Source organism: Rothia mucilaginosa (assembly GCF_019334805.1).
Classification (GTDB): Bacteria; Actinomycetota; Actinomycetes; order Actinomycetales; family Micrococcaceae; genus Rothia; species Rothia mucilaginosa_C.
Genome location: NZ_CP079822.1, coordinates 1,906,008 through 1,928,659, shown reverse-complemented (window position 1 = coordinate 1,928,659; position 22,652 = coordinate 1,906,008). Strand labels below are relative to the sequence as shown.

General features: G+C 59.0%; 21 protein-coding genes and 1 other RNA gene. 8 read left to right on the top strand and 14 right to left on the bottom strand.

What is annotated here, in order from left to right; genetic code table 11:
- Nucleotides 1–437 precede the first annotated feature (437 nt).
- From LPB405_RS07695 to LPB405_RS07665, 8 genes are all read left to right on the top strand, one after another.
- The gene (locus LPB405_RS07695) at nt 438–4,118 is read left to right on the top strand and encodes a multifunctional oxoglutarate decarboxylase/oxoglutarate dehydrogenase thiamine pyrophosphate-binding subunit/dihydrolipoyllysine-residue succinyltransferase subunit (RefSeq protein WP_219101055.1); all 3,681 of its coding nucleotides are present in this window, start codon (nt 438–440) and stop codon (nt 4,116–4,118) included.
- A gap of 221 nt (nt 4,119–4,339) precedes the next feature.
- Nucleotides 4,340–4,939: a GDSL-type esterase/lipase family protein gene (locus LPB405_RS07690; protein ID WP_005505446.1), complete on the top strand. Its 600-nt coding sequence runs from the start codon at nt 4,340–4,342 to the stop codon at nt 4,937–4,939.
- A 230-nt stretch (nt 4,940–5,169) separates the two neighbouring features.
- Complete coding sequence (locus LPB405_RS09185; RefSeq protein WP_095343185.1) at nt 5,170–5,244, top strand: 50S ribosomal protein bL37; 75 nt, start codon at nt 5,170–5,172, stop codon at nt 5,242–5,244.
- A gap of 157 nt (nt 5,245–5,401) precedes the next feature.
- On the top strand, nt 5,402–6,154 hold the full coding sequence (locus LPB405_RS07685; RefSeq protein ID WP_219101053.1) for a sigma-70 family RNA polymerase sigma factor: 753 nt from the start codon (nt 5,402–5,404) through the stop codon (nt 6,152–6,154).
- A gap of 87 nt (nt 6,155–6,241) precedes the next feature.
- Nucleotides 6,242–6,592, top strand: coding sequence for a mycothiol system anti-sigma-R factor (gene rsrA / locus LPB405_RS07680; protein ID WP_219101051.1), 351 nt, complete (start codon nt 6,242–6,244; stop codon nt 6,590–6,592).
- 234 nt (nt 6,593–6,826) lie between these two features.
- The gene (gene aroA, locus LPB405_RS07675; RefSeq protein ID WP_219101049.1) at nt 6,827–8,317 is read left to right on the top strand and encodes a 3-phosphoshikimate 1-carboxyvinyltransferase; all 1,491 of its coding nucleotides are present in this window, start codon (nt 6,827–6,829) and stop codon (nt 8,315–8,317) included.
- A complete protein-coding gene (gene rsgA / locus LPB405_RS07670) occupies nt 8,318–9,445 on the top strand; it encodes a ribosome small subunit-dependent GTPase A (protein ID WP_219101047.1) in 1,128 nt (375 codons plus the stop codon).
- A 79-nt stretch (nt 9,446–9,524) separates the two neighbouring features.
- Entirely contained in the window at nt 9,525–10,466 is a 942-nt protein-coding gene (locus tag LPB405_RS07665; RefSeq protein WP_219101045.1) for an inositol monophosphatase family protein, read from the top strand.
- A 124-nt stretch (nt 10,467–10,590) separates the two neighbouring features.
- Here LPB405_RS07665 and LPB405_RS07660 read toward each other — a convergent pair whose 3' ends face one another.
- From LPB405_RS07660 to LPB405_RS07595, 14 genes are all read right to left on the bottom strand, one after another.
- The gene (locus tag LPB405_RS07660) at nt 10,591–11,187 is read right to left on the bottom strand and encodes a hypothetical protein (protein WP_219101043.1); all 597 of its coding nucleotides are present in this window, start codon (nt 11,185–11,187) and stop codon (nt 10,591–10,593) included.
- A 1,146-nt stretch (nt 11,188–12,333) separates the two neighbouring features.
- Nucleotides 12,334–12,706: a transfer-messenger RNA gene (gene ssrA, locus LPB405_RS07655) on the bottom strand.
- Nucleotides 12,707–12,990: 284 nt separating this feature from the next.
- Nucleotides 12,991–13,866 carry a DUF4190 domain-containing protein gene (locus tag LPB405_RS07650; protein WP_219101041.1) on the bottom strand — a complete coding sequence of 292 codons (876 nt, stop codon included), beginning with the start codon at nt 13,864–13,866 and terminating at the stop codon, nt 12,991–12,993.
- A 239-nt stretch (nt 13,867–14,105) separates the two neighbouring features.
- Nucleotides 14,106–14,570 (bottom strand): DUF4190 domain-containing protein, encoded by a 465-nt coding sequence (locus LPB405_RS07645; protein WP_049354298.1) that lies wholly within the window; start codon nt 14,568–14,570, stop codon nt 14,106–14,108.
- Nucleotides 14,571–14,696: 126 nt separating this feature from the next.
- Entirely contained in the window at nt 14,697–15,191 is a 495-nt protein-coding gene (gene smpB / locus LPB405_RS07640; RefSeq protein WP_005508591.1) for an SsrA-binding protein SmpB, read from the bottom strand.
- Nucleotides 15,192–15,210: 19 nt separating this feature from the next.
- A complete protein-coding gene (gene prfB, locus LPB405_RS07635; RefSeq protein ID WP_049327697.1) occupies nt 15,211–16,338 on the bottom strand; it encodes a peptide chain release factor 2 in 1,128 nt (375 codons plus the stop codon).
- Between the two features lie 247 nt (nt 16,339–16,585).
- Nucleotides 16,586–17,101: a pilus assembly protein TadG-related protein gene (locus tag LPB405_RS07630; RefSeq protein ID WP_219101039.1), complete on the bottom strand. Its 516-nt coding sequence runs from the start codon at nt 17,099–17,101 to the stop codon at nt 16,586–16,588.
- A complete protein-coding gene (locus LPB405_RS07625) occupies nt 17,064–17,561 on the bottom strand; it encodes a pilus assembly protein TadE (RefSeq protein ID WP_257604898.1) in 498 nt (165 codons plus the stop codon). Before LPB405_RS07625 ends, LPB405_RS07630 begins: the two co-directional genes overlap by 38 nt.
- Nucleotides 17,536–17,991: a TadE family protein gene (locus tag LPB405_RS07620; RefSeq protein WP_005508587.1), complete on the bottom strand. Its 456-nt coding sequence runs from the start codon at nt 17,989–17,991 to the stop codon at nt 17,536–17,538. The genes LPB405_RS07625 and LPB405_RS07620 overlap by 26 nt, the downstream gene beginning before the upstream one ends.
- A complete protein-coding gene (locus LPB405_RS07615; RefSeq protein ID WP_005505403.1) occupies nt 17,991–18,218 on the bottom strand; it encodes a hypothetical protein in 228 nt (75 codons plus the stop codon). Before LPB405_RS07615 ends, LPB405_RS07620 begins: the two co-directional genes overlap by 1 nt.
- A 108-nt stretch (nt 18,219–18,326) precedes the next feature.
- Nucleotides 18,327–19,259 (bottom strand): type II secretion system F family protein, encoded by a 933-nt coding sequence (locus LPB405_RS07610; protein WP_219101035.1) that lies wholly within the window; start codon nt 19,257–19,259, stop codon nt 18,327–18,329.
- A complete protein-coding gene (locus LPB405_RS07605; protein WP_070615018.1) occupies nt 19,256–20,110 on the bottom strand; it encodes a type II secretion system F family protein in 855 nt (284 codons plus the stop codon). The genes LPB405_RS07610 and LPB405_RS07605 overlap by 4 nt, the downstream gene beginning before the upstream one ends.
- On the bottom strand, nt 20,110–21,372 hold the full coding sequence (locus LPB405_RS07600; protein ID WP_070687517.1) for a CpaF family protein: 1,263 nt from the start codon (nt 21,370–21,372) through the stop codon (nt 20,110–20,112). Before LPB405_RS07600 ends, LPB405_RS07605 begins: the two co-directional genes overlap by 1 nt.
- Nucleotides 21,373–21,878: 506 nt before the next feature.
- On the bottom strand, nt 21,879–22,652 hold the full coding sequence (locus LPB405_RS07595; RefSeq protein ID WP_044150294.1) for an ABC transporter ATP-binding protein: 774 nt from the start codon (nt 22,650–22,652) through the stop codon (nt 21,879–21,881).

The following is a 22,652-nucleotide window of genomic DNA, read 5'->3' as shown; positions in this document are numbered from 1 at the left end:
CGTTGGCTAGTAGTCAGAGTCTTACTCAAGGGGTCATCCATACCCCATATTTTAGCGAAGGTTTCGCCTCTTCCAGGTGCCTTAGAGTGCCTGCTCACACGTGCAAGACTGCGCTTGGTGCGCACGCGGCTCATTGCGAATCGGCAAGAGTGAAAAATTGCATTGCGGATATGGCGCGATGAGCTGGAAAGTTCACCGTGCTTCTCTTTACACTTATACATAGGAGCATGAGTGTGCCGCCAGGTAAGCGGATGAACCCCGACGTTCACGGCACGCTAGGCAGGTTGGTACGGTGCACACCTCGCACACAACAGCCATCCAAGGCGATGCGCACATGCTCAGCGTGATGATTCGCCCCTCAAAGACGCGGGTCGTCTATGCCGGGTGAGTCCCGGACGCGACGGATAAATTCACACTAATTGGAAGAGGCGTTTAACGTGCCAAATCTGCCAGAACATCTGGTGCCTGAGGAATTTGCCGGTAACGAATGGTTCGTTGAAGAACAGTACGAGCGTTACCAGAAAGACAAGAACCTCGTGGACCCTTCATGGTGGCCCATTTTTGAGACCATCGATAAGGCGCTGGGAGGCGCCGGTACCGCTAGTGCAGCTCCGGCGGGGGCACCCGCCGCACCTGCCGCTGCACCTGTAGCGCCTGCTGCAACTCCCGCTTCCGCGGCACCGAAGCCTGCGGCTGCGCCTGCTGCCCCCACCCCTCCCGCTGCTACCAAGAAGGCTGAAACTGTGGAACCTGCTGAAGACAAGATTGTCCCCCTCCGCGGCCCTGCTAAGGCAGTCGTCACGACCATGGAAGAGTCGCTGACTGTCCCCACCGCAACCACCGTTCGTGCGGTCCCCGCAAAGCTGCTCATTGAGAACCGTGCGGCCATCAACAAGTACCTGGCAAGCACCCGCGGCGGCAAGGTCTCCTTCACCCATATCATCGGTTACGCAGTAATTCGTGCAGTGGCTGCTATGCCTTCGATGAACGTCACCTACGGTGTGGATGAGAAGGGCAAGCCCGTTGCAATCCACAACGCGCACGTGAACTTTGGTCTGGCTATTGACCTGCCCCGCCCCGATGGTTCCCGTAACCTGGTCGTTCCGAACCTCAAGGGCGCTGAGAAGCTGAGCTTCCGCGAGTTCTGGGATGCGTACAACGACATCGTTAAGCGTGGCCGTAACGGCGCGCTGACCATTGAGGACTTCCGCGGCACCACTGTGTCGCTGACCAACCCCGGTGGTATCGGTACCGTCCACTCGGTGCCCCGCCTTTCCAAGGGCCAGGCAGCCATCATCGGTGTGGGTGCACTGGAGTACCCGGCCGAGTTCCGCGGCCTGTCCGAGAAGCTCATCACCCAGCAGGGCCTGTCCAAGATCATCACCCTGACTAGCACCTACGACCACCGCGTCATTCAGGGTGCAGGTTCCGGTGAGTTCCTGAAGCTGGTTGAGCACTACCTGCTCGGCGGCGACGACTTCTACGATGCAATCTTCCGCGACCTGAAGGTTCCTTTCGAGCCGGTTCGTTGGGCACGCGACAACCACGTCGATGACGCTCACGAGATTTCCAAGGTTGCACGCATTCAGCAGCTGATTCACGCTTACCGCGTGCACGGCCACCTGACCGCAGCAACCAACCCCGTTGGTTACAAGATGCGTTCGCACCCGGACCTGAAGCTGGAGAACTACGGCCTGACCCTGTGGGATTTGGACCGTGTCTACCCGACCGGTGGCTTCGGCGGTTCCGAGCGTCTGCCGCTGCGCACCATCCTGGAGCGTCTGCACGAGGCATACTCCGGTTCTCTGTCCGTTGAGTACATGTACTCTGAGGACCCCGAGGTTCGTGCATGGTTCCAGGAGCGTCTGGAGCGCGGCGTTGCTAAGCCCACTCGCGAGGAGCAGCTGCGTGTTCTCTCCAAGCTGGTTGAGGCTGAGGCATTCGAGAACTTCCTGCAGACCAAGTACCTGGGTCAGAAGCGCTTCTCCCTGGAGGGCGGCGAGTCCCTGATTCCGCTGCTGGACGCTGTTCTGGACGAGGCCGCTAACAACGACCTGAAGGGCGTTGCCATTGGTATGGCACACCGCGGTCGCCTGAACGTGCTGACCAACATTGCTGGTAAGTCCTACGCTCAGATTTTCCGTGAGTTCTCCGGCACCGCAGCACCCTACGAGGGTGGCTCCGGTGACGTGAAGTACCACCTCGGTACCGAGGGTGTCTTCACCTCCGATTCCGGTAAGCAGACCCAGGTTTACGTGGCTGCTAACCCCTCGCACCTTGAGGCTGCAAACACCGTGCTTGAGGGTATCGTCCGCGCTAAGCAGGACGTCTACAACGAGCAGGGCGTTGAGGGTCACCCGGTCCTGCCGATCCTGATTCACGGTGACGCAGCGTTCGCCGGCCAGGGCATCGTCATGGAGACCCTGCAGATGGCTGACCTGAAGGCGTACACCACCGGCGGCACCGTGCACGTTGTGGTGAACAACCAGATTGGCTTCACCACCCTGCCGAACGACGGCCGCACCGCAACCCACGCTACCGACATTGCGCGTATGACTAAGGCTCCGGTCTTCCACGTCAACGCTGATGACCCGGACGCAGTGGTTCGCGCCGCACGCCTGGCATTCGAGTACCGTGAGCGCTTCGGTCGCGACGTTGTCGTTGACCTGATTTGCTACCGCCGCCGCGGTCACAACGAGGCTGACGATCCGTCGATGACCCAGCCGAAGATGTACCAGGATATTGACGTCCTGCCCTCGACCCGCACCCTGTACGCACAGGACCTGGTCGGTCGTGGCGATGTCTCTCAGGAAGAGGCAGACGAAGTTCTGGACTCCTACCACTCGAAGCTGGACGCTATCTTCGTCGAGACTCAGTCTTCGGCACCGGCTCCTGCTGGCGCGCACGTTTCCGGTCTGGAACTGCCCGCATCCCAGCAGAACACCGAGGTCGTTCACTCCGGTAAGACTGCGATCTCCCGCGAGACTCTGCAGCACATCGCTGATGCGTTCGGTAAGGCTCCTGAGGGCTTCACCGTCCACAAGAAGCTGAAGAAGCTCATGGAGCAGCGCGTTGAGATGGGCCGCACCGGCAACGTGAACTGGGGTATGGGTGAACTGCTCGCCTTCGGTTCGTTGCTGATGGAGGGCACTGACGTTCGTATGAGCGGTCAGGATGTTCAGCGCGGTACCTTCGTTCAGCGTCACGCTGTTCTGCACGACCACATCACTGATGAAGAGTGGTCGCCGCTGGAGCACCTCTCTGAGAACCAGGGCAAGTTCCGTATCTACAACTCCTTCCTTTCTGAGTACGGCGTTCTCGGCTTCGAGTACGGCTACTCGGTGGAGCGCCCCGACTCGCTCGTGGTGTGGGAGGCTCAGTTCGGTGACTTCGCGAACGGCGCTCAGACCATCATTGACGAGTTCGTGTCCTCCTCCGAGCAGAAGTGGGGCCAGCGCTCCTCGCTGGTTATGCTGCTTCCTCACGGCTACGAGGGTCAGGGTCCTGACCACTCCTCGGCTCGTGTTGAGCGTTACCTGCAGCTGTGCGCTGAGAACAACATGACTGTTGCATGCCCCTCGACCCCGGCTTCGCACTTCCACCTGTTGCGCCGCCACGCTCAGCACCGTCCGTACAAGCCGCTCGTGGTGATCACCCCCAAGCAGCTGCTGCGTCTGAAGGCTGCTTCGTCCTCCGTCGAGGACTTCACCGAGGGTTCGTTCCAGCCGGTGATTGGCGATCGTTCGGGCATCAACCCGGCTCAGGTTGAGCGTCTGGTCTTCGTGTCCGGCCGTCTCTACTATGATCTGGAAGCAGAGCGCGAGCGCCGCGGCGACACCAAGACCGCTATTGTCTCGGTGGAGCAGCTGTACCCGCTGCCCGAGAGCGAGATCAAGGAGCAGCTGGCTCTGTACTCGAACGCTACCGACGTTGTGTGGGCTCAGGACGAGCCTGCTAACCAGGGTCAGTGGCCGTTCATGGCTTTGAACCTGCAGCCGCTGATCGACCGCCGTATGCGTCTTGCGTCCCGCCCCGCAGCTGCTTCCCCGGCAGCTGGTACCGGTAAGCTGCACGCCGCTGAGGCTGAGGCTCTGCTCAAGCAGGTCTTCGAAGGCTAAGGTCTTCTACGGCTAAACTGCTAAAGGTTTTAGCTCTTCAAAACCCGTCTTCCCGTCAGATGTTTCTGGCGGGCAGACGGGTTTTTTAGTCTCGGATGCTTGCCGAAGAGGGTATTAAGTTCGAAAAGAGGCTCAAGAGCGCTTATCCTAGATATGAAGACTATTACTCACGTGCCTTGCCGCCTCTCACGGCGGGCGCATCCTGCTGAAGAAAGAATTCCGTGGAGCAACGCAATATTCGAATTGTGGCAGTCGGCGATGACCTGCTCGCCGGTGTTGGCGACCCCCGCACCCTGGGCTGGTTTGGTCGCGTTATGGCGCGCACCCCGCAGACCACTGCATCCATTGCGGCATATAACCTTGCCGCACCCAATGAAGGTAGCGAGCAGCTGAATGCACGCTGGTTCGAGGAGGCGCGCCGCCGCTTCGTTCCCGGTGCTGATAACCGCCTCATTATTGCTCCGTCGACCTTTGACATTGATTTGGGTCTGACTAGCGCTCGTTCGCGTTTGAACCTGGCGAACATTGTGGACATGGCGTCGCAGAACAATATTAAGGTTCTGGTTGTTGGTCCGCCTCCGACTCTGGACGCTGAGCGTAACCGCCGTATCGCTGACCTGTCGGCGGCGTATGCGGATGTGGTGACCCGCCGTAACCACGTGTACGTGGATACGTTCAACCCGCTGCTTCACCACGAGCAGTGGCGCAACGATCTTGCTGCGAATGATGGTCGTCCGGGTCAGTCCGGTTACGGTCTGATGGCGTGGCTGGTTCTGCACCGCGGCTGGTACAACTGGCTGAACATTCCTGAGCACGGCTAAGAGCCTGCTCCCCCGGGGCGGGACTGTGAGTTGAGGTGAAGAAAGTTCGTGTTTTTTAGCTCATATCCCGGTTCCAAGATGCAATCATGCCGTTTCTATGAAAAAATAGACGGCGTTGCCCTTATAGCGTGGGCCACCGGTTTCGGTGACCGCCTCGGCTAGGGCAGGTAATAGGGAGCGCGCACCGCGAAGGTGGGGCGTGCATCCATGAACACTATAAGGAGGCTCTGATGAGCAAGCGCGGTCGTAAGCGCAAGGACCGTCGTAAGGGCGGCGCAAACCACGGTAAGCGCCCCAACGCATAAGGTATCTTGCATACACTTTAAAACCCCGGCGTTTCGGATATTATTCGGACCCGGGGTTTTGCTTTACCCGCGGGTGTTTGTGCACGTTCTGCGGAATAAAGAGAAGAATTCTACGTTATGGATGTGAACGCCTGGCGCGTTCTTGTAGAGGAGAAACATGGCTGAAACCAACACCGCGGCGGATACCCGCGAGCTGCGCGAACGCTTTACCGCGGACGCTATGCAGTATGTGGATCAGCTCTACGCTGCAGCCCTGCGGATGAGCCGCAACTCTGCCGATGCTGAAGACTTGGTTCAGGAAACCTATATGAAGGCTTTTGCTTCGTACCACCAGTTCACTGAGGGTACGAACCTGAAGGCGTGGCTGTACCGCATCCTGACGAATACGTACATCAATCTGTACCGTAAGCGTCAGCGTGAGCCGCAGCAGTCTCAGGGTGAGACGGTGGAGGATTGGCAGCTGGCTCAGGCCGGTGAGCATGATGCGGTGGGTCTGCGTTCTGCCGAGGCGGAGGCGCTGAGCGCACTGCCGAATACGGAGGTTCGTGAGGCTCTGAACGAGCTGTCTGAGGATTTCCGCATGGTGGTGTACTACTCCGATGTGGAGGGGTTCGCGTACAAGGATATTGCGGAGATTCTGGATATCCCCATGGGCACGGTGATGTCTCGTCTGCATCGTGGCCGCCGGATTCTGCGTGAGAAGCTGCTCGATTATGCTCGTGAGAATGGCCTGCGCCCTTCGACTATCGCAATGGTAGAAGCGAAGGCTGAGGCGAAAGCTGCAGCAAAGGCAGGTGCTAAGGCGAGCACTAAGGCGCAGCCGGCTAAGGCTACCAAGGGCACTAAGGCGGCCAAGGGCGTAAAGTCCCCGCCGGCGGGCTCTCGTTCCGAGGCGCCTGCGGATTCTTAGTTCCGCTCTTCTCCACGTGAGCTAGCCCCATGAGGTTGAGGCGGCTCTCCCCTAACGCTTTATACCTTCCGTGTGAAAGGAACCCCGATGTCAAGCACAGACAAGAATTCTTCCGTCCCCGAGGCCCCTGTAGCCGCCGAAGCCCCCGCTGTCTCTGAAGCCCCCGCGGCTTCCGAGCCGCTGGAGGATTGCGGCGGCCAGCCCTGCTCGTCGACCCTCAAGCGCCTCTACGAATTCCTCGATCAGGAGCTGAGCCCCGAGCAGCTGCACACGATTCAAGCGCATCTGAATGCCTGCCCCGAGTGCGCGGATGTGAAGGACTTTGAGCTGATGGTGCGTGAGAAGATGCGTTCTTCGTGCGCTCAGCAGGCGCCCGAGCAGTTAAAGGCTCGCCTGCTGCAGGATGTGCAGAAGTTCTGCGCCGGGGCGAGCCTCTAAGCTGCCCCACGCTGTTGCCTCGCTGAGGGGACAGAAGTCTGACGATGAGTGAAGGCGGTGCACCAATAACGGTGCGCCGCCTTCCCGCGTATTGGTTGGTTCGCGCTGTCTATCTCAGCGCGACAGCCCTCAGCGGCTCGCAAACCCTCAACCGGTAGAATAGGGGGTAGACATCAACCGGCGCAGCGTCTCTGATTCTGCGCCCTCCCCATGATTTGAACCAGAAGAGGATGTATGAGCGACGCAGCAGTGCAGCTTTCCCCCGGTGATTGGCCCGCTCCCCTGGCACCCGCCTCCAGCGAAGCCGCTGGCAAGAACGCGCTGGTGCATATTCCGGGTTCTAAATCGCTCACGAACCGCTACCTGCTGCTTGCTGCTCTGGCTGATTCCCCCTCGTATTTGCGTGCGCCGTTGCATTCGCGCGATTCGGCGCTGATGATTGAGGCGCTGCGTCAGCTGGGTGCGGGTATTGAGCTGGTGCCGACCGATTCGCCGTTCGGCCCGGATGTTAGGGTCACTCCCCTCAACTTTGCGAAGGCAGATTCCGCTCAGGCACAGTCCGTTTCGCAGGCGGTGTCGATTGAGTGCGGTCTTGCCGGTACCGTGATGCGTTTTGTGCCCGCCCTGGCGGCGCTGCTGCCGGGTGAGTTCGCTTTTGACGGTGACCCGCACGCCCGTCAGCGTCCGATGGGTCCGGTTCTGGAGGGTCTGCGTCAGCTGGGTGTGCAGGTGGAGTGTGAACAGGGCGAGAATGCTCTGCCCTTCGTTCTACGCTCCCCCGGTCTGGCGAGCGCGGAGGGTGTCTCTGAGGCGCCCGTGGTTCGTATTGATGCTTCGACGTCGTCCCAGTTTGTTTCGGCTCTGCTGCTGATGGCGCCTCGCCTGCCGCAGGGTATGGTGCTGGTGCACGAGGGCTCTTCGGTGCCGTCCATCCCGCACATTCAGATGACCGTGGAGGCGCTACGCCAGATGGGTATCCGGGTGCAGGAGCACTACCCGAACCAAGGCGCCGGAACAGAGGGCGGCGAGTACCGTTGGACGGTTCACCCCGGTTCCTTCTCCGGCTTTGAGATGACCATTGAGCCGGATCTGTCGAATGCCGGTCCGTTCCTTGCCGCCGCCGTGGTCACCGGCGAGTCGGTGACTATTCCTCACTGGCCGGCACCCGCGGCTGATTCTTCGGCGGGTACGACCCAGGTGGGCGATATGTGGCGTGAGCTTCTGCCCGCGCTGGGTGCGCAGGTTCGCTACGCTGAGGGCCGTCTGACTGTGACCGGTCCGGCGCATCTTCCCGAGGGTGATTTCTCCTTTGACCTGTCTGCCGGTGGTGAGTTGGCTCCGACCATGGCGGCTGCCTGTGCTTTCGTGAAGGGCCGCGTGGAGCTGACCGGTATTGCGCATCTGCGCGGTCATGAGACGGACCGCCTCGCCGCGCTCGCCGCTGAGATTAACCGTCTGGGAGGTGCCGCCCACGACACCGCCGATTCGCTGGTGATTGAGGCGCCCATCCCCGCTGAGGCTCAGCCGGTTCTGGCGCGCACCTACGACGATCACCGTATGGCAACCTTCGCGGCGATTATTGGTCTGCGCCGTCCCAATGTGGTGGTGCAGAACGTTGCCACCGTGGCTAAGACCATGCCCGAATTTACCGCAATGTGGGAGGACATGCTGGCGCAATGGCAGGCCGGCGCTTCCACCGTTACCGCCGACCAGGAGGTCTTCTAAATGGGTTCTTCCCGCATGAACGTGCGCGATTTCTCCGAATGGGATGAGTCGGATGTGCGCGTGCGCCCGAACAAGAAGGGCTCCCGACCCCGCACGAAGGACCGCCCGACCTTCAAAGAAGCGATTCGTGGCAGGGTTATTACGGTGGACCGCGGCCGCTGGTCGGTCGTAGTTGATGAGGGTACCGAGAAGGAGCGTACCCTCGTTGCGGCGCGCGCTAAGGAGCTACGCCGCACCGCGATTGTGACCGGTGACTTTGTGGACCTGGTGGGTGACACCTCCGGTGCGAAGGATACCCTGGCGCGCATTGTGCGTCTGGGCGAGCGCACCTCGATTCTGCGCCGTAGCGCCGATGACACCGACCCGTCGGAGCGCGTAGTCGTGGCGAATGCTCAGCAGCTGGTGATTGTGGTTGCCGCGGCGAACCCGGAGCCGCGTACCGGCTTCATTGATCGTGCCGTGGTGGCGGCGTTTGATGCCGGTATTGAGCCGATTCTGTGCATTACGAAGACCGATGTGCGGTACCCGCAGAACCTGCTGGATTACTATGCGGCGAGCGGTTTGAAGATTGTGCTGTCTTCTTCTTCGGATGGTTTGGCGCCGAGCCAGGAGGGCGCTGCCGGTTTGGAGTCGGCGCCGGTTCAGGAGCTTCTGCAGAAGCTGCTGGGTCAGGTGTCGGTGCTTCTGGGCCACTCGGGTGTGGGTAAGTCGACCCTGGTGAATGCGCTGACCGGCTCCGAGCGTGCGACCGGTCATGTGAACGCGGTGACGGGCCGTGGCCGCCACACGTCCTCGTCGGCGTTGGCGTTGCGTCCGGTGAATGCGAATGGCGACCCGATGGAGCCGGGCACCTGGATTATTGATACTCCGGGTATTCGTTCTTTCGGTCTGGCGCATGTGCCGCCGGAGACCGTGGTGGAGGCGTTCGTGGATTTGGCGCCGGGTGCGGCGGATTGCCCGAAGGCGTGTACTCACGCGGCGCAGGCTCCCGAGTGCGGTCTGGAGGCGTACGTTGCTGCCGGTCATGCCGGCGAGAGCGGTCCCGCCCGCCTGGAGTCCTTGCGTAAGCTACTGCTGTTGACTCCTGAAGAGGGCGATTCAGAGAAGGAGCTGGGCGCTCTCGTCTAGGTTCTCTCCCCTGCACTACACACAGCACTACACACATTTTTGCTGACTACATCACCGAATATTGAAGAAGAGCATTACTATGAGCCGTCCCCAGCAGTACACCGACGATTTGCGTCTTGCGCATATTCTTGCCGATAGCGTCGATCGTGTGAGCGCCATGCGTTTTCGTGACCGCCCGGTCTTCTCCCCCGCTTCCGAGGTGGTAGAGCCCGCCGAGGCGGCACCCGCTGCGGCACCGTTGGCGCCGTGGCAGCAGGCGGCTCAGCAGCCCGCGGAGCCGCAGGCGCCGGTGCAGGAACCTGCCGATTACGCCTCGGGTGTGGCTCAGGAAATTGAGGAGCTTCTGCGCGCGCAGCTGTCGCGTGTGCGTACTCGTGACGGTATTGCCGGTGCGCATGCCGGCTATAACGGTCAGGCGGCGCGCCAGTGGGTGATTGCGCCGATTGCTGAGCTAGATAATTTTCGCCGCGGCGTGCCGGTGTGGGCGACTCTGATTGCTCTGCTGGATCAGGGTGAGCCGGTGGTGGGTGTGGTGTCTGCGCCCGCGCTGGGTCGCCGCTGGTGGGCGGCTCGCGGTTCGGGCGCGTACACGGGTAAGTCCTTGGCGCAGGCTACTCGTCTTGAGGTGTCTTCGCTGACTCAGCTGGATCAGCTGTCTGCCGCGTACACCGACCTCGTATCCTGGAAGGCAGCCTCTGAAGGCGCTGTAGACCGCTCTGGCGAGCTTGTACAGCTTCTGGGTCGCGTGGGTCGTTCCCGCGCGTACGGTTCGTTCTGGGCGGCGTGTATGCTCGCTGAGGGTGCCGTGGACACCGTCGTGGACGCATCCCTGTCGTTCTACGAGGTGGCGGCGCTACTGCCGCTGATTCGTGAGGCTGGCGGCGTCGCCTCCACCCTGGAGGGCGATCTGCCCGAGCATGCGGGTATTTCAGTCTCCGGTGTGCACCCGGTATCCCTGGTGGCAAGTAATACGGCGGCGGTCCAGCAGCAGGTGCTGGAGGCGCTCTCACCCCGCTCCTAATCCCTCCCCTGAGTAGGAGGCAGTAAAAGCAGGCGGCAGTAAAAATACAGCGAGGCGGCGGCTTTCCGGTCAGTGGAAAGCCGCCGCCTCGCTATTATCGCTTTGAGAGCACGTATTGCCTGTTTTAGGACAGCATCGTGAGGGTGCCGAGCAGACCCAGCAGGCTCAGACCCGAGATGATGTACGCCAGAATGTTGAAGGTCGTCATCTTCGAGGTGTACTTGGTGGTGTGACCGGCGTTCACCTTCGCCGAGTAGATGGCAAGCCAGATCGACACGCCCACCGGGATCAGACCCACGAGCAGCAGCGCAATCACCATGATGTTGGGGCTCAGGCCGGAGCTATACGCAGAGCTATAGTCGCCGGAGCTGATCTTTGCCTCAGTGCGGAGTGCCGCGACCTGAATCCACGCGTAGAGGGTCAGCACCAGGGCGCCCAGGGAGGCGCCGAACGCGCCGATGGAGTAGAAGTAGCCGGGGCCGCGGAAGTCGCCGGTGGTCTCACCGTAGGGGCGGCGGTGCTCAGCCGGCACGCGGTACATGTCCGGGATGCGCTGGTAGCTGTCGTCGCGGTCGCGCACGTTAGCGGGTGCCACGCCCAGGGGGGGGCCAGCGGGTGCTGCGCCGAGCGGAGCGCCGGGTGCTACACCTGCAGGTACCGGCTGCGGGGAGTTTGCGTTGTTCTGCTCGGGGAAGGAGGGTGCGGGAATCTGGTTTTCCATGGTGTGTCCTTGAGTGGTCGTCATAGCGGCTGCGTAGCCACCGCATCGTAGTGGCGGCGTCCCTATGACCTGCTATTTTGGCGGCTCTACGGTTGCTCTCGAACGTTGCCGGTGCGATTGAATGAACAATCAACACCGAACAACGATATCTACCCTTCGATACTACGCCATAGGGTGCGTTTTCGTCTTCTCTGATGACGTTCTCATTACGATGCGGTCACCTGAGCACCCTCGGGCACACCGGCACTCCCCGGAACGGACCGACAATACAGACCGAAACTTGGGCATAAAAATACCCGGCAGGTGACGCCGTGAGGCGTCCTGCCGGGTGGTAGAAACCTACCGCGGTTCTTCCTCTTAGAAACTTCTAAGCGATGTTTTACACACTAGGTCCTTTAGGGGGTCCCTTAGGGAACTTTGAATCACTCTCAAGCGTCCTTCTGGCTGCAAAAGTGACCAAAAGACCTCCTAAAATTGCACTTAGAATTGATACTGGATTAAAGAACTCCCCGTCTCTGGCAAATGAGATAATCACCCAGAACACCGGAACAATAGTGAGAAAAAATCCTAGTGTAAATATATTCTTCGTACGCATTGGACCTCTCCCAGGTTAAAGAGTGAGAGTGCAGGACACTGCTGCAACAGCTAGCGCAGCGGCAATTACTGCCGGACCTCCAAGGGCTTTTCCAAAACCACCAACAAATGCTGGCCCTAAAGCTCTTGCAATCGTGGAAGCAGCTAGCCCCCCCCCAATTCCAAGCAGAAATTGCGGTTGTGAATAAGCTTTATGCTGAATGCATTCTCACGTCACATAGTGACGTATCTTACATCACTACTCAGTAGTCTATCAGAGAGTCTCATCAGATGTAACACGTAAATTGACATTACAAGAAAATATACCTCTTCTGTCATGCAGGCTCTCAGTGGCGGGTCCGCTGCCGCATCTAATCGCGCGGTCGAGGCCCATGATGGTGGCCACCACGCTGGTAAGCCCCGGAGCGGGCCTAATTTGGGCATAAAAATACCCGGCAGGTGACGCCGTGGGGCGTCCTGCCGGGTGGTAGAAACCTACCGCGGTTCTTCCTCTGGATTGGAACCGATAATCACCGCCGCACCCCCCCTACGGGGTAGCGGACGGTTGGGAGATCGTGGAGATGCGGGGAATCGAACCCCGGTCCGATGTGGCGTCAACGGGGCTTCTCCGTGCGCAGTTTATGCGAACGCTACTTTTCGGCTCCGGTACTTGCATAAACACATATACCGACGAACCTAGTCACGTAAAAGTCCCGCCAGCCCCCGCAACAAGGGCTAGCAGCAGTGGCCTTTTAAGTCGATGCCGGTAACTGAGCCAAAGGCATGCTCAGGCCGACAGACGGCAACTCGCGCTTAGGCAGCGAGTGCGAAGTCAGTGCGCTTAGATTCTGCACTTAATTTTTTGCAGAGGGCGTTAACGAGATAACCCTGCATCCTCGGCACGCTTCACCCATCTCAACTCACATCGTCGAAACCGATCATCCCCCTATGCTTTTATCAAAAAGCCCACCGTCTTCTGAAAGTTTTCCTCAACATACCTTGATGCCGCGGTGCCATTCAAACACGGTAGAGGTTCAGTATATCGGAGGTGTTTAACGGTGTGCAAGTCCCCTACCCACGCAGGTACACCCCTCCGCTAGCGGCGAATACAGCGAACAGACCAGCGCAGCAGCAACACCGTAGCCCGGCACAGCACACAAAAACGGGGTGGGGACCTCAGAACATCTAAGGTCCCCACCCCGTTTTCTCACCGCATCAAGCGGTCAAAATTTAGTGGCGCGCAGGAACAGTCATGCGGTTGTTCGGGTTGTCACCAATCTGGCAGACCACGTTACCGTGACCGTCATCGGTACCAACCTCAAGGCACTTCTCAGTAGTCTGGAAGAAAGAAATGTATACGAAAAGCATGGAAATCGAAATCAGGACGGACACCGCACCGGTGATAATACCGGTCAGCGCGAATGCCTTACCCGCGCCAATTTCCTTAGTCTTCTTCAGGGACAGCGCGCCCAGAATGATTGCGGCAATACCCAGCAGAATACCAAACACGAGGAAGCCGGTCAGCACAGCCGCAATACCGAGAATCATCGCCGCCAGCGCCATGCCGGGAGCCTTCTTCGTCACGGGAGCCGCATACGGGTAACCCGCGGGCTGGCCGTAACCGTAAGCATCCTGCTGAGGCTGCTGGTAAGAGTTCTGCTGGTAGTTGTAATCAGCGGGCTGCGCCTGGTAGGAGGCGTCCTGACCGTAACCGTACTGGTTCTGCTGCGCGGTCTGAGCCTGGTAGGAAGCATCCTGACCATAGCCGTACTGCTGCTGCGCGGGCTGCGCCTGACCGTAGGTGTTCTGCGCTGCAGCACCCTGAGCGGCGTTCTGGCCATAAGCATTCTGAGAAGAAGACTGCGCACCGAACTGACCGTACTGGTTCTGCTGGGGCGCGTTCTGCGCAGCAGTGTTCTGCTGAGTCTGGCCGTAGCTGTTCTGAGCGGATGCGTTCTGACCGTAATCCTGGCCGTAAGTGTTCTGCGTTGCAGGAGCCTGGCCGTAATCCTGACCGTACGAGCTCTGGGCGGAAGAATTAGGCTGCTGAGCAGCGTAGGGGTTCTGTGCGTTCCCCTGGTTATTTCCGTAGTTATTCTCAGACATCCGTCGTTCTTTCCTTCACAGTTGCAGCGAACAATTTATACTCGCCCAACGCACCATTGCGCGCTGAGTTCGGTTCCATTATATAAATAAGCCGTCATTTGGGTCATCTGTGAAGTCCAAGATTTCAGATTCAGCCCCCAGAATCCACCAATCGGGCAGAATCAGCGCCGAGAAAGAACAAGGGACCGAATAGTTCAACACTATTCGGTCCCTTCACATCTCTATATGCTCAACGCGGCTTAGCGGCGGACAGCTTCATATTCCTTAGGGCTCATCGTCATGGTTTCACCATGAACGGTGCACACATAGTTACCGCTCGAATCCTGCACCGCATTCTCAGCGCACTCGCTGAGCATGCCAATGCCAATCAAGCCCAGAACCAGCACAACAACAGCAACAATCATGCCCAGCGCACCGGTGACAATACCACCAATCGCCATGCCCTTACCGGAGGCAGTGCCGTTCTTTACCTTCACCAGGGCAACAATACCCAGAATCACGCCGACCAGACCCAGCGCGCCACCGAAAATCAGCCAGCCAGAGAGCAGACCAATAATACCCAGAATCAGCGAAGCAATCGCCAGAGCCGAGCTCGGGGTCGGCTGGTAGCCGGGATAACCACCCTGCATGTTGTATGCGGGTGCCTGCTGCGGGGCGGGAATGAACTCGCCCGGGTTCTGCTGGTAGTTCGGGTTCTCAGACATGTGTCTCCTCAAAGAATGAATGGTGTTCGCGGTACGCCACGAATTTTCAACCATTATACGCGAGGAACCGCGCCCCGCCCCTAGCTACAGTCATCGGCTAGATAGGTCCCCGCCGTTGCCTCAGCCCTAGCCGAGGTTGCGGTAACGCATCGCGCGGCGCGCCTCCAGGTCATCCTGACGCTCACGCAAAGCCTGACGCTTATCGTACTCACGCTTACCGGTCGCCAAAGCAATCTCAACCTTCGCACGACCATTCGAGAAGTACAGCTTCAACGGAACCACCGTGTAACCGGTCTCCTTCAACTTCTGCGCCAACTTATTAATCTCAGAACGATGCAGCAGCAGCTTACGGCGACGACGAGCCGCATGGTTCGTCCACGTACCGTAACCGTACTCCGCAATATGAATACCCTCGAGCCACAACTCGTTATCGGTCACCTGGCAGAAACCATCCACAATGGACGCCCCACCATCACGCAGAGACTTCACCTCAGTACCCAGCAGAACAATACCCGCCTCATAGGTATCCACAATGTTGTAGTTGTGGCGAGCCTTCTTATTCTGGGCAATAATCGCGTTATTCGGGTCCTTCTTCGCGTCTTTCTTCTTTTTCTGAGCCATCACTCAATCCTTATACGTCTTAGCTCTCTTCAGCCGCGCGCCCCGAAGCACGCCAGCGAATACCAGCATCAATAAAGGCGTTCAAACCGCCATCCAAAACATTAGAGGTATTACCCTCCTCATAGCCGGTACGCAGATCCTTCACCATCTGGTACGGATGCAGAACATAGGAGCGCATCTGATCACCCCAGCTTGCCTTAATATCACCGGCAAGCTCCTTCTTCTTCGCATCCTCCTGCTCCTTACGCAACAGCAACAGGCGAGACTGCAGCACACGCAAAGCCGCCGCACGGTTCTGCAACTGCGACTTCTCATTCTGCATCGACACCACAATACCGGTCGGCAAGTGAGTCATACGCACCGCCGAATCCGTCGTATTCACCGACTGACCACCCGGGCCCGACGAGCGGAACACATCCACCTTAATCTCAGACTCGGGAATCTCAATAGCATCCGTCTGCTCAATCAGAGGGATCACCTCAACCGCCGCGAACGAGGTCTGGCGGCGGCCCTGATTATCGAACGGCGAAATACGCACCAGACGGTGAGTACCCGCCTCCACCGACAGGCGGCCAAAAGCGTACGGCGCGTTCACCTCAAAGGTCACCGACTTCAGGCCCGCCTCCTCAGCGTAGGAGGTGTCCAGAACCTTCGTCGGGTAGCCATTCTTCTCCGCCCACCGCAGGTACATGCGCAGCAGCATCTCCGCGAAATCAGCAGCATCCACGCCGCCGGCGCCCGAACGAATCGTCACCACAGCCTCACGCTGATCGTACTCACCCGACAGCAGCACCAGCACCTCAAGCTCTTCCAGCTTGGCGCGGATTTCACCGCACTCACGCTCAGCATCAGCGAGTAGCTCGGCGGCAGTCTCCTCATCCTCCGCTTCGGCAAGCTCCACCATCACCTCAACATCATCAATGCGAGAAGACAGCGAACGCAGACGATTCAGCTCCGACTGCTTATACGACAGTGCGCTCGTCACCTTCTGCGCGTTCTCCACGTCATCCCACAAATCGGGTGCGGCAGCCTGCGCAGACAGGTCCTCAATGGCGCGCTCAATCCCCTCAATATCGCTCACAGCAGCAATAGAGGTGAAAATCGCGCGAAGCTCTTTAATCTCAGCAGAAAAGTCGAAGGATGCCATAGCTTTTAACACTATCGCGAATTAGCCAGAAAGTCCCGCCGTTACAGCCCGCAACAGCCCACAGCGCAGAAGGATAAGGCAGGCAGAGGGCAGAAGCCACGCAATGAAGACCTAAAAAGGGCATAAAACGAGGGCGCATCCGCTAGCCGTTACACTACCTTGCGGATGCACCCTCGCAGTCTAAGGGGGCTCACAACACACCAATAAGCGAGTGCGCCGATACGTCCGTGCGCCCTTGATGAACGCACTAATCGGTGGATGGGCCCTGGCTCGTCTTCAAACGCGACGAACCGTGAGCGGTCACCTCAATACCATCAGGCACCAGAATCGACAGTAGCGGCGGACGAATACGAGCCGACAGGTACACGTGTACGCTGTGATCAGAATCTACGGACACGTTCTCCAGACGCAACGCATGAAAATCCTGCCCCGGCTGAACCTCAGCCAGGTATGCGCTCGCATACTCCCACGCCGCCGAACCACTCGCTTCATCAGGAGTGCGCATCGTGCGGGTAATCGAGTTCGCCTGAGCGTCCGCCATATCCTGCAGATGCTGAGTCTGCAGATACGCACCCGTAATCGCCACCGTTACCGAACCGATGAGCAGCAGCAACGCCAGCATGCCCACAATCAGCGGAGCAATACTGCCCTCTTCCGGGTCTGAGGCGAGCGCCCGACCCAGCACGCGGGCTCGAATCTTCATGCTGGCACGCGCCGGCAAACCATTAGGAATCAGCATGACCAGACCCCCAACTCGACGCATGAGAACTCACCGGAATCACGCCGCCACCCATAAACGAAGGCAGCAGCGGCAAACGCGCCTGAACCGTCACCGTGGCGTACGCCTTCGTGCCCGAGACGCACTCCCCCGACGAACAGCTCAACGACACGCTCACATCGGAAGGCTCAACCCCGTAATCCGCGGCAGCATGCACCGCCAAACGCTGAGCCAAATCCGGGCCAACCGACGAATCCTGCGGCTGCTCCTGCACATACAGCACCACCTGAGCGCTCGCCGCATGAGCCGCCATCACCGAAGACTGCAAGCTAAAAATCGTCAGAATGCCGTAGAGCACCGGGATGAGCAGAGTAATACCCAAACCCAGGAACTCCACAATGGTGCTGCCCTCTTCAGGATTGTGCCGATCAGAGCGGCTCTTCAGGCGTTCCTTCACCCGCTGCCGAAGCGAAAAACCACTAATCACCGGAACGCTGCTCCGCATAAATCGCATGCCCCTTCACCTCAATAGAATCCGGAAAACCCCACGGACCCAGCACCGGCAACGGCGACTTCACCGTCACCTCCAAAGTGCGCACACCCGTAGAATCACTACTCTGACGGTACGAAATATTCTCAGCATACGAAGACGGAAGAACCCCCTCAATCATCTGACGGGTACGCTCCATGCCCTCCTGCGGAGTGCGGTCACGCATCGTACCGTAACGTGCCCCAGCCGCCGCAGCATCCACCAACATGGTTCGTGCATACAGGGCGAAAGAAACCTGCAGAATCGCCATGGTCAGCAACACCAGCAGCGCACCGACCATGACGAATTCCGTGCTGGCGTCACCGCGCTCGCTCTCCTCCACAGAATATTCCGCGGAGGATAGCTCAGCGGCAGTCAGCTCAGAAGCGATGCGGGGCTTACGCATTACTGGTGAACCAGAGCAATCGCGTCGTTGAACATCTTGGTCAGAGCGGGCTGAGCAATCGCCAGGATAGCGGCAACCAGCACGGCGCTCATCATGGTAATCATGACCCAGCCGGGCACGTCGCCGCGCTCGGGGTCATCCTGCTTGTTCTTCAGGCGCAGAGCCAGCACGGATGCGATAGCCAGGGCAATCAGCACGGTGAGGGTGGTGCGGAAACGACGGAACATGATTTTCTCCTTCTGTCAAAGGGTGTAGTGTGTGGTTGGTGCGGCGCACCGGACAATCAGCCCAGCCCACCGCGGTGCAGCCGGTACGGTGTGTACCCGCCGCAAAATCTAAAAATTCAAACGCATGAGCGACAAGCCCGGGAAGACCGCAAAAATCACGGTCAGCGGCAGGATAAAAAACACCACCGGGGCGAGCATCGCAATCTCCTTCTTACCGGCTGTTTCCATCAGCTCACGCTTAGCGTTATCACGCACATCCTGAGCCTGCGCACGCAACACATCAGCCAGAGGGGTACCGCGCTCAATCGCGACAGCAATACCCTCAACGAAGCGGCTCAACGCCGGAACGCGAGTACGCTCCGCAAACTCCTGCAACGCGCTCAGCAGCGAAACACCGGTGCGGGTCTGCGCCAAAATCTCAGAAAACTCACGAGCCAACTCGCCGCGAGAGGTCAAACAGATACGCTCCAAAGCCGCCAGCGCCGACTCGCCCGCCGTCACCGACAGAGCCATCATCTCCGCCAGCGCCGGGAACTCAGCAACCAACTGCTTCTCACGCTTAGTCACCGCCTCACCCAGCCACCAGTCACGCGCCAGAAAGCCGCTCAAACCGCTCACCAGCACCAGCACAAGAGCCACCAGGATGGAGAAACGCTCCTGCACCACGCCAATGACGGTCAAGGCGCTCATGACGGTCACACCGGCAAGAGCCCACAGCAGCTGCTCAGCACGAAACGCGCTCACACTCTGCGAAGAGCCAGCACGACGCAAACGCTCCTGCACCGAACTATCACTCAGCGACGAGCCGCTCAACGACGAAGACAGCGAACGCAGAAGCGGCGCGCAGAACGCCGAAATCGCCTCTAGCAGGCTCGGCTCACGGCGCTCCTGCTCCTTCCACAGCGACTCACGCAGAGTCTCACCGCGCAGCTGCGACGCCACACGATCAGAAAACGAAATACTGCGGGTATTCAGCACCGACGAAAGAATCAGACCCACGCCAGTCGCCAACAGCAGACCAAAAATCAGAGGCAGGTTCACCCGAAAACCCTCCGTTCACGCGGCAACTCACCAATACGCAGCATCAGACGGTACGCCGCCAAAGAAATAGCGGCACCTGCAATCATCAGCATCGCACCGGCAAACGAGTTATACACCATGCGCGCGGCAGGCTGAGTCGCCATCAGACACAGCACAAACCAGGGCGCCACACAGGAGAGGCGAGCCGCATTCACAGTCCACGACTGGCGAGCCAGAAGCTCCGAACGGGTACGCGCATTCTCACGCAGAAAATCACTCAGCGTGCCCAGCAGCTTACCCAGGTCCGAACCGCCCACCTCGCGAGCAATCTTCAACGCCTCAATAATGGTGTCCGCCACCGGGTCAGAGAGGTACTCCTTCAAACGGTTCAGCGACGGCACAAACTCACCCGACGCACGGTAATCACGCGAGAAATGGGCGAAGGCATCACGCAACTCTTCCGGGCCGCGGTACGAGAGCTGAATCAGCGCCTCCGGCAGGGACAAACCCGCACGAATCGCCGAACGCAGGTGGTCCACCGCATCCGGCCACAACTGCCAAATACGGGCATCCGCCGCGCGAGCACGATGATTCACAATCACGCGAGGTGCCGCAAAACCACCAATCAGGCCCAGCAAGCCAAGCGGCAAAAGCTGAGTGACCATCAACAGCAGAACCGACGCGCTCACGCCGCTGGCAACGCTCACCCACATGAACGTGCGAGGAGTCAGCGAATGCATACCCGCCTTACGCAGCGCCACAACCAGCGCCGGGTCGTTACTCGGCTTCGGCGGCTTGCCGTTATCCGGAAAGCAGGAAAGGTAAATCAGGCAGACGCCCAACCCCAAAATCAGGCTCAGAAACAGAGGCATCACTGACCCGCCTTCGCCGCAGCCAGCACCTGCTCAGGACGGTGACCGGCACGAATCCAACGGTCCGGGTTCGGCAGCTCCAACGCCACGCACACCATCTGACCGTCACGGCGCACAAACAGCGGGGACATCTCAATCACTCCGTCCTCAACGCGGCCACCCAGCATGCTGATCTCTTCGACCTGACGCTGACCGCGCGAATCGCGGCCGCAATGCACCACAATGTCAAAGCAGGACGCCACGGTCGGCACCACGAACGCCGAGGAAATATTCTCGCCCGCCAGCAGCGGCAGGGTACAAATCTTGGTCACCGCGTCACGCGCCGAGTTCGCGTGAATCGTGCACATACCCGGCAGACCCGCGTTGAGCGCAATGAGCATGTCCAGGGATTCCGCCTCACGCACCTCACCAATGAGGATGCGGTCCGGGCGCATACGCAGAGCTTCCTTGACCAGGCGGCGCAGCTCAATCGCGCCGGTGCCCTCAAGGTTCGGCTGGCGGCACTGCAGGCCCACCACATCGCGTAGCGGAACCGCGAGCTCAAAGATTTCTTCGCACGTAATCACACGCTCACGCGGCGGAATGGATGCAGACAGGCAGTTCAGCATCGTGGTCTTACCCGCCTGGGTTGCGCCCGAAACGAGGATGTTCATGCCGCTCTCCACCGCCGCGTGCAGCAGGGACGCCGCGCCGGCACTCAGCGAGTTCATGCGCACCAGGTCGGGCAGTCGGCGGGCACGCACCACGAACTTACGGATATTGATGCTCGTGTGCCTGCGAGTAATATCCGGAATCACCGCGTGCAGGCGGGAGCCATCCGGCAGGGATGCATCAACAAACGGGGAAGAAAGGTCCACACGACGACCCGAAGGCTTGAGCATGCGCTCCAGCAGGCTATTGATCGCCTCGGCGCTCAGGTGCAGACCGGTCAATTCGCTTTCGCCGTTGCGGGCGATAAAGATTTCATCGGGAGAGTTAATCCAGATTTCTTCAACGCTCTCATCATCGAGGAACGGCTGAATCACACCAAAGCCGCAGATTTCATCGTGCAGGCGCTGAATCACGGATTCGCGGTCACCCAAATCCGGCAGGGAAATGCGGGCGCGCCGCTGCTCATAATCGGTCAGGTGCTCGTCAATGAGCCCGCGCACCGCATGCTGGTCCTCGTGCGGGTCCAGGCTGCGGTGGCGCATTGCCTCACGGATATTTTCCTCGAGCAGAGTTAGATGCTCCGCCCGGGTATCCAGTACGGTGTTCTCCATTGAAATGATCCGATGCTGTGTGGTGTGGTTGTGTGGAATACGGTGAAGCATTGATACATCAATGCCATCATCACCCTACCCTCAGTGCATCAAATTTATCAAAATGTAATAAAACGCCCCTTAATATTTACGAGTATAGTATTTGAGTATTTTTGATGCATGGAATCGCACATATCATTACCTAACGTGCATCAAAATTCAAAGTGCCTAGTCAGCTGTGACTTGCAGAACAATTGCACGTGCGCCTCCCGAACCGCTCACCGTTGAGCACCACCATATTGCACTTAGTGCACACGTAATATTTCGTCTTAAATACCCCGCAGCAGCCCCTGCCACACCCAGCTGCCCCTACCTCCCCTGCTGAAACGCCAGAACCCCATCGAGCAGATCATCTTCTCGGGCGGGGCATTAGGGTAGGGCATTCGGGCACAGTATTCAGGCATGGCAAAGGGGCGTGCACTCCCCCATCGGGAATACACGCCCCATCACAAGCAATCACCTAGCGGCTAGTCGCCACCACGAATCACCTTCACGGCTTCCTTAATCGGACCGTCAAAACGCAGGTTACCGTGCTCCAGCACCACGCCGCGGTCACAAATCTTAGAAACCAAATCCAGGTCATGGCTCACCACGGCAAGAGTCTTACCGGCAGAGCACAGCTCCTGAATCTTCGCAATACACTTCTTCTGGAACGGCTCATCGCCCACCGCAAGAATCTCATCCACCAGGAAGATATCCGGGTTCGTATGAACCGCAACCGAGAACGCCAGACGCAGGTACATACCCGAAGAGTAGAACTTCACCTCGGTATCGATAAAGTCGTGAATCTCAGCGAAATCCACAATCGAATCGAAGGAAGCCTCAATCTCCTCCTTGGACATACCCAAGATCGCGCCGTTGAGGTACACGTTATCGCGGCCAGTCAGATCCGGGTGGAAACCAGCGCCCACCTCAATCAGACCCGCAATATTGCCGCGAGTGAGAACCTCACCCTCATCGGCGCGCATCACGCCAGAAATCATCTTCAGCAGCGTGGACTTACCCGAGCCGTTCAGACCCAGAAGAGCCACACGCTCACCCTGACGAATGTCCAGGCTCACGCCGTTGAGCGCATTGAACTTCTCCGAAAGATCACCCTTGCGGCCCTTAATCAGCCACACAAAAGCTTCCTTCATCGAACGGGTGTGGCGCAGAACGAAGCGCTTCACCAAATTCTCCACGTGAATCACCACGGGAGCGTCCGGGCTCACCGGCGGGAACTCAAGCTTCTTAATATCCAC

Excerpts from the sequence above, each read along its gene's own strand:
- LPB405_RS07600 (WP_070687517.1), bottom strand. The coding sequence starts at position 21,372 with ATGGAGAACACCGTACTGGATACCCGGGCGGAGCATCTAACTCTGCTC.
- prfB (WP_049327697.1), bottom strand. The coding sequence starts at position 16,338 with ATGGCATCCTTCGACTTTTCTGCTGAGATTAAAGAGCTTCGCGCGATT.
- LPB405_RS07605 (WP_070615018.1), bottom strand. The coding sequence starts at position 20,110 with ATGCCTCTGTTTCTGAGCCTGATTTTGGGGTTGGGCGTCTGCCTGATT.
- LPB405_RS07615 (WP_005505403.1), bottom strand. The coding sequence starts at position 18,218 with ATGTTCCGTCGTTTCCGCACCACCCTCACCGTGCTGATTGCCCTGGCT.
- aroA (WP_219101049.1), top strand. The coding sequence starts at position 6,827 with ATGAGCGACGCAGCAGTGCAGCTTTCCCCCGGTGATTGGCCCGCTCCC.
- LPB405_RS07665 (WP_219101045.1), top strand. The coding sequence starts at position 9,525 with ATGAGCCGTCCCCAGCAGTACACCGACGATTTGCGTCTTGCGCATATT.
- smpB (WP_005508591.1), bottom strand. The coding sequence starts at position 15,191 with ATGGCTCAGAAAAAGAAGAAAGACGCGAAGAAGGACCCGAATAACGCG.
- LPB405_RS07625 (WP_257604898.1), bottom strand. The coding sequence starts at position 17,561 with ATGCGGAGCAGCGTTCCGGTGATTAGTGGTTTTTCGCTTCGGCAGCGG.
- LPB405_RS07620 (WP_005508587.1), bottom strand. The coding sequence starts at position 17,991 with ATGCGTAAGCCCCGCATCGCTTCTGAGCTGACTGCCGCTGAGCTATCC.
- rsrA (WP_219101051.1), top strand. The coding sequence starts at position 6,242 with ATGTCAAGCACAGACAAGAATTCTTCCGTCCCCGAGGCCCCTGTAGCC.
- rsgA (WP_219101047.1), top strand. The coding sequence starts at position 8,318 with ATGGGTTCTTCCCGCATGAACGTGCGCGATTTCTCCGAATGGGATGAG.
- LPB405_RS07645 (WP_049354298.1), bottom strand. The coding sequence starts at position 14,570 with ATGTCTGAGAACCCGAACTACCAGCAGAACCCGGGCGAGTTCATTCCC.
- LPB405_RS07685 (WP_219101053.1), top strand. The coding sequence starts at position 5,402 with ATGGCTGAAACCAACACCGCGGCGGATACCCGCGAGCTGCGCGAACGC.
- LPB405_RS07660 (WP_219101043.1), bottom strand. The coding sequence starts at position 11,187 with ATGGAAAACCAGATTCCCGCACCCTCCTTCCCCGAGCAGAACAACGCA.
- LPB405_RS07630 (WP_219101039.1), bottom strand. The coding sequence starts at position 17,101 with ATGCGTCGAGTTGGGGGTCTGGTCATGCTGATTCCTAATGGTTTGCCG.
- LPB405_RS07650 (WP_219101041.1), bottom strand. The coding sequence starts at position 13,866 with ATGTCTGAGAATAACTACGGAAATAACCAGGGGAACGCACAGAACCCC.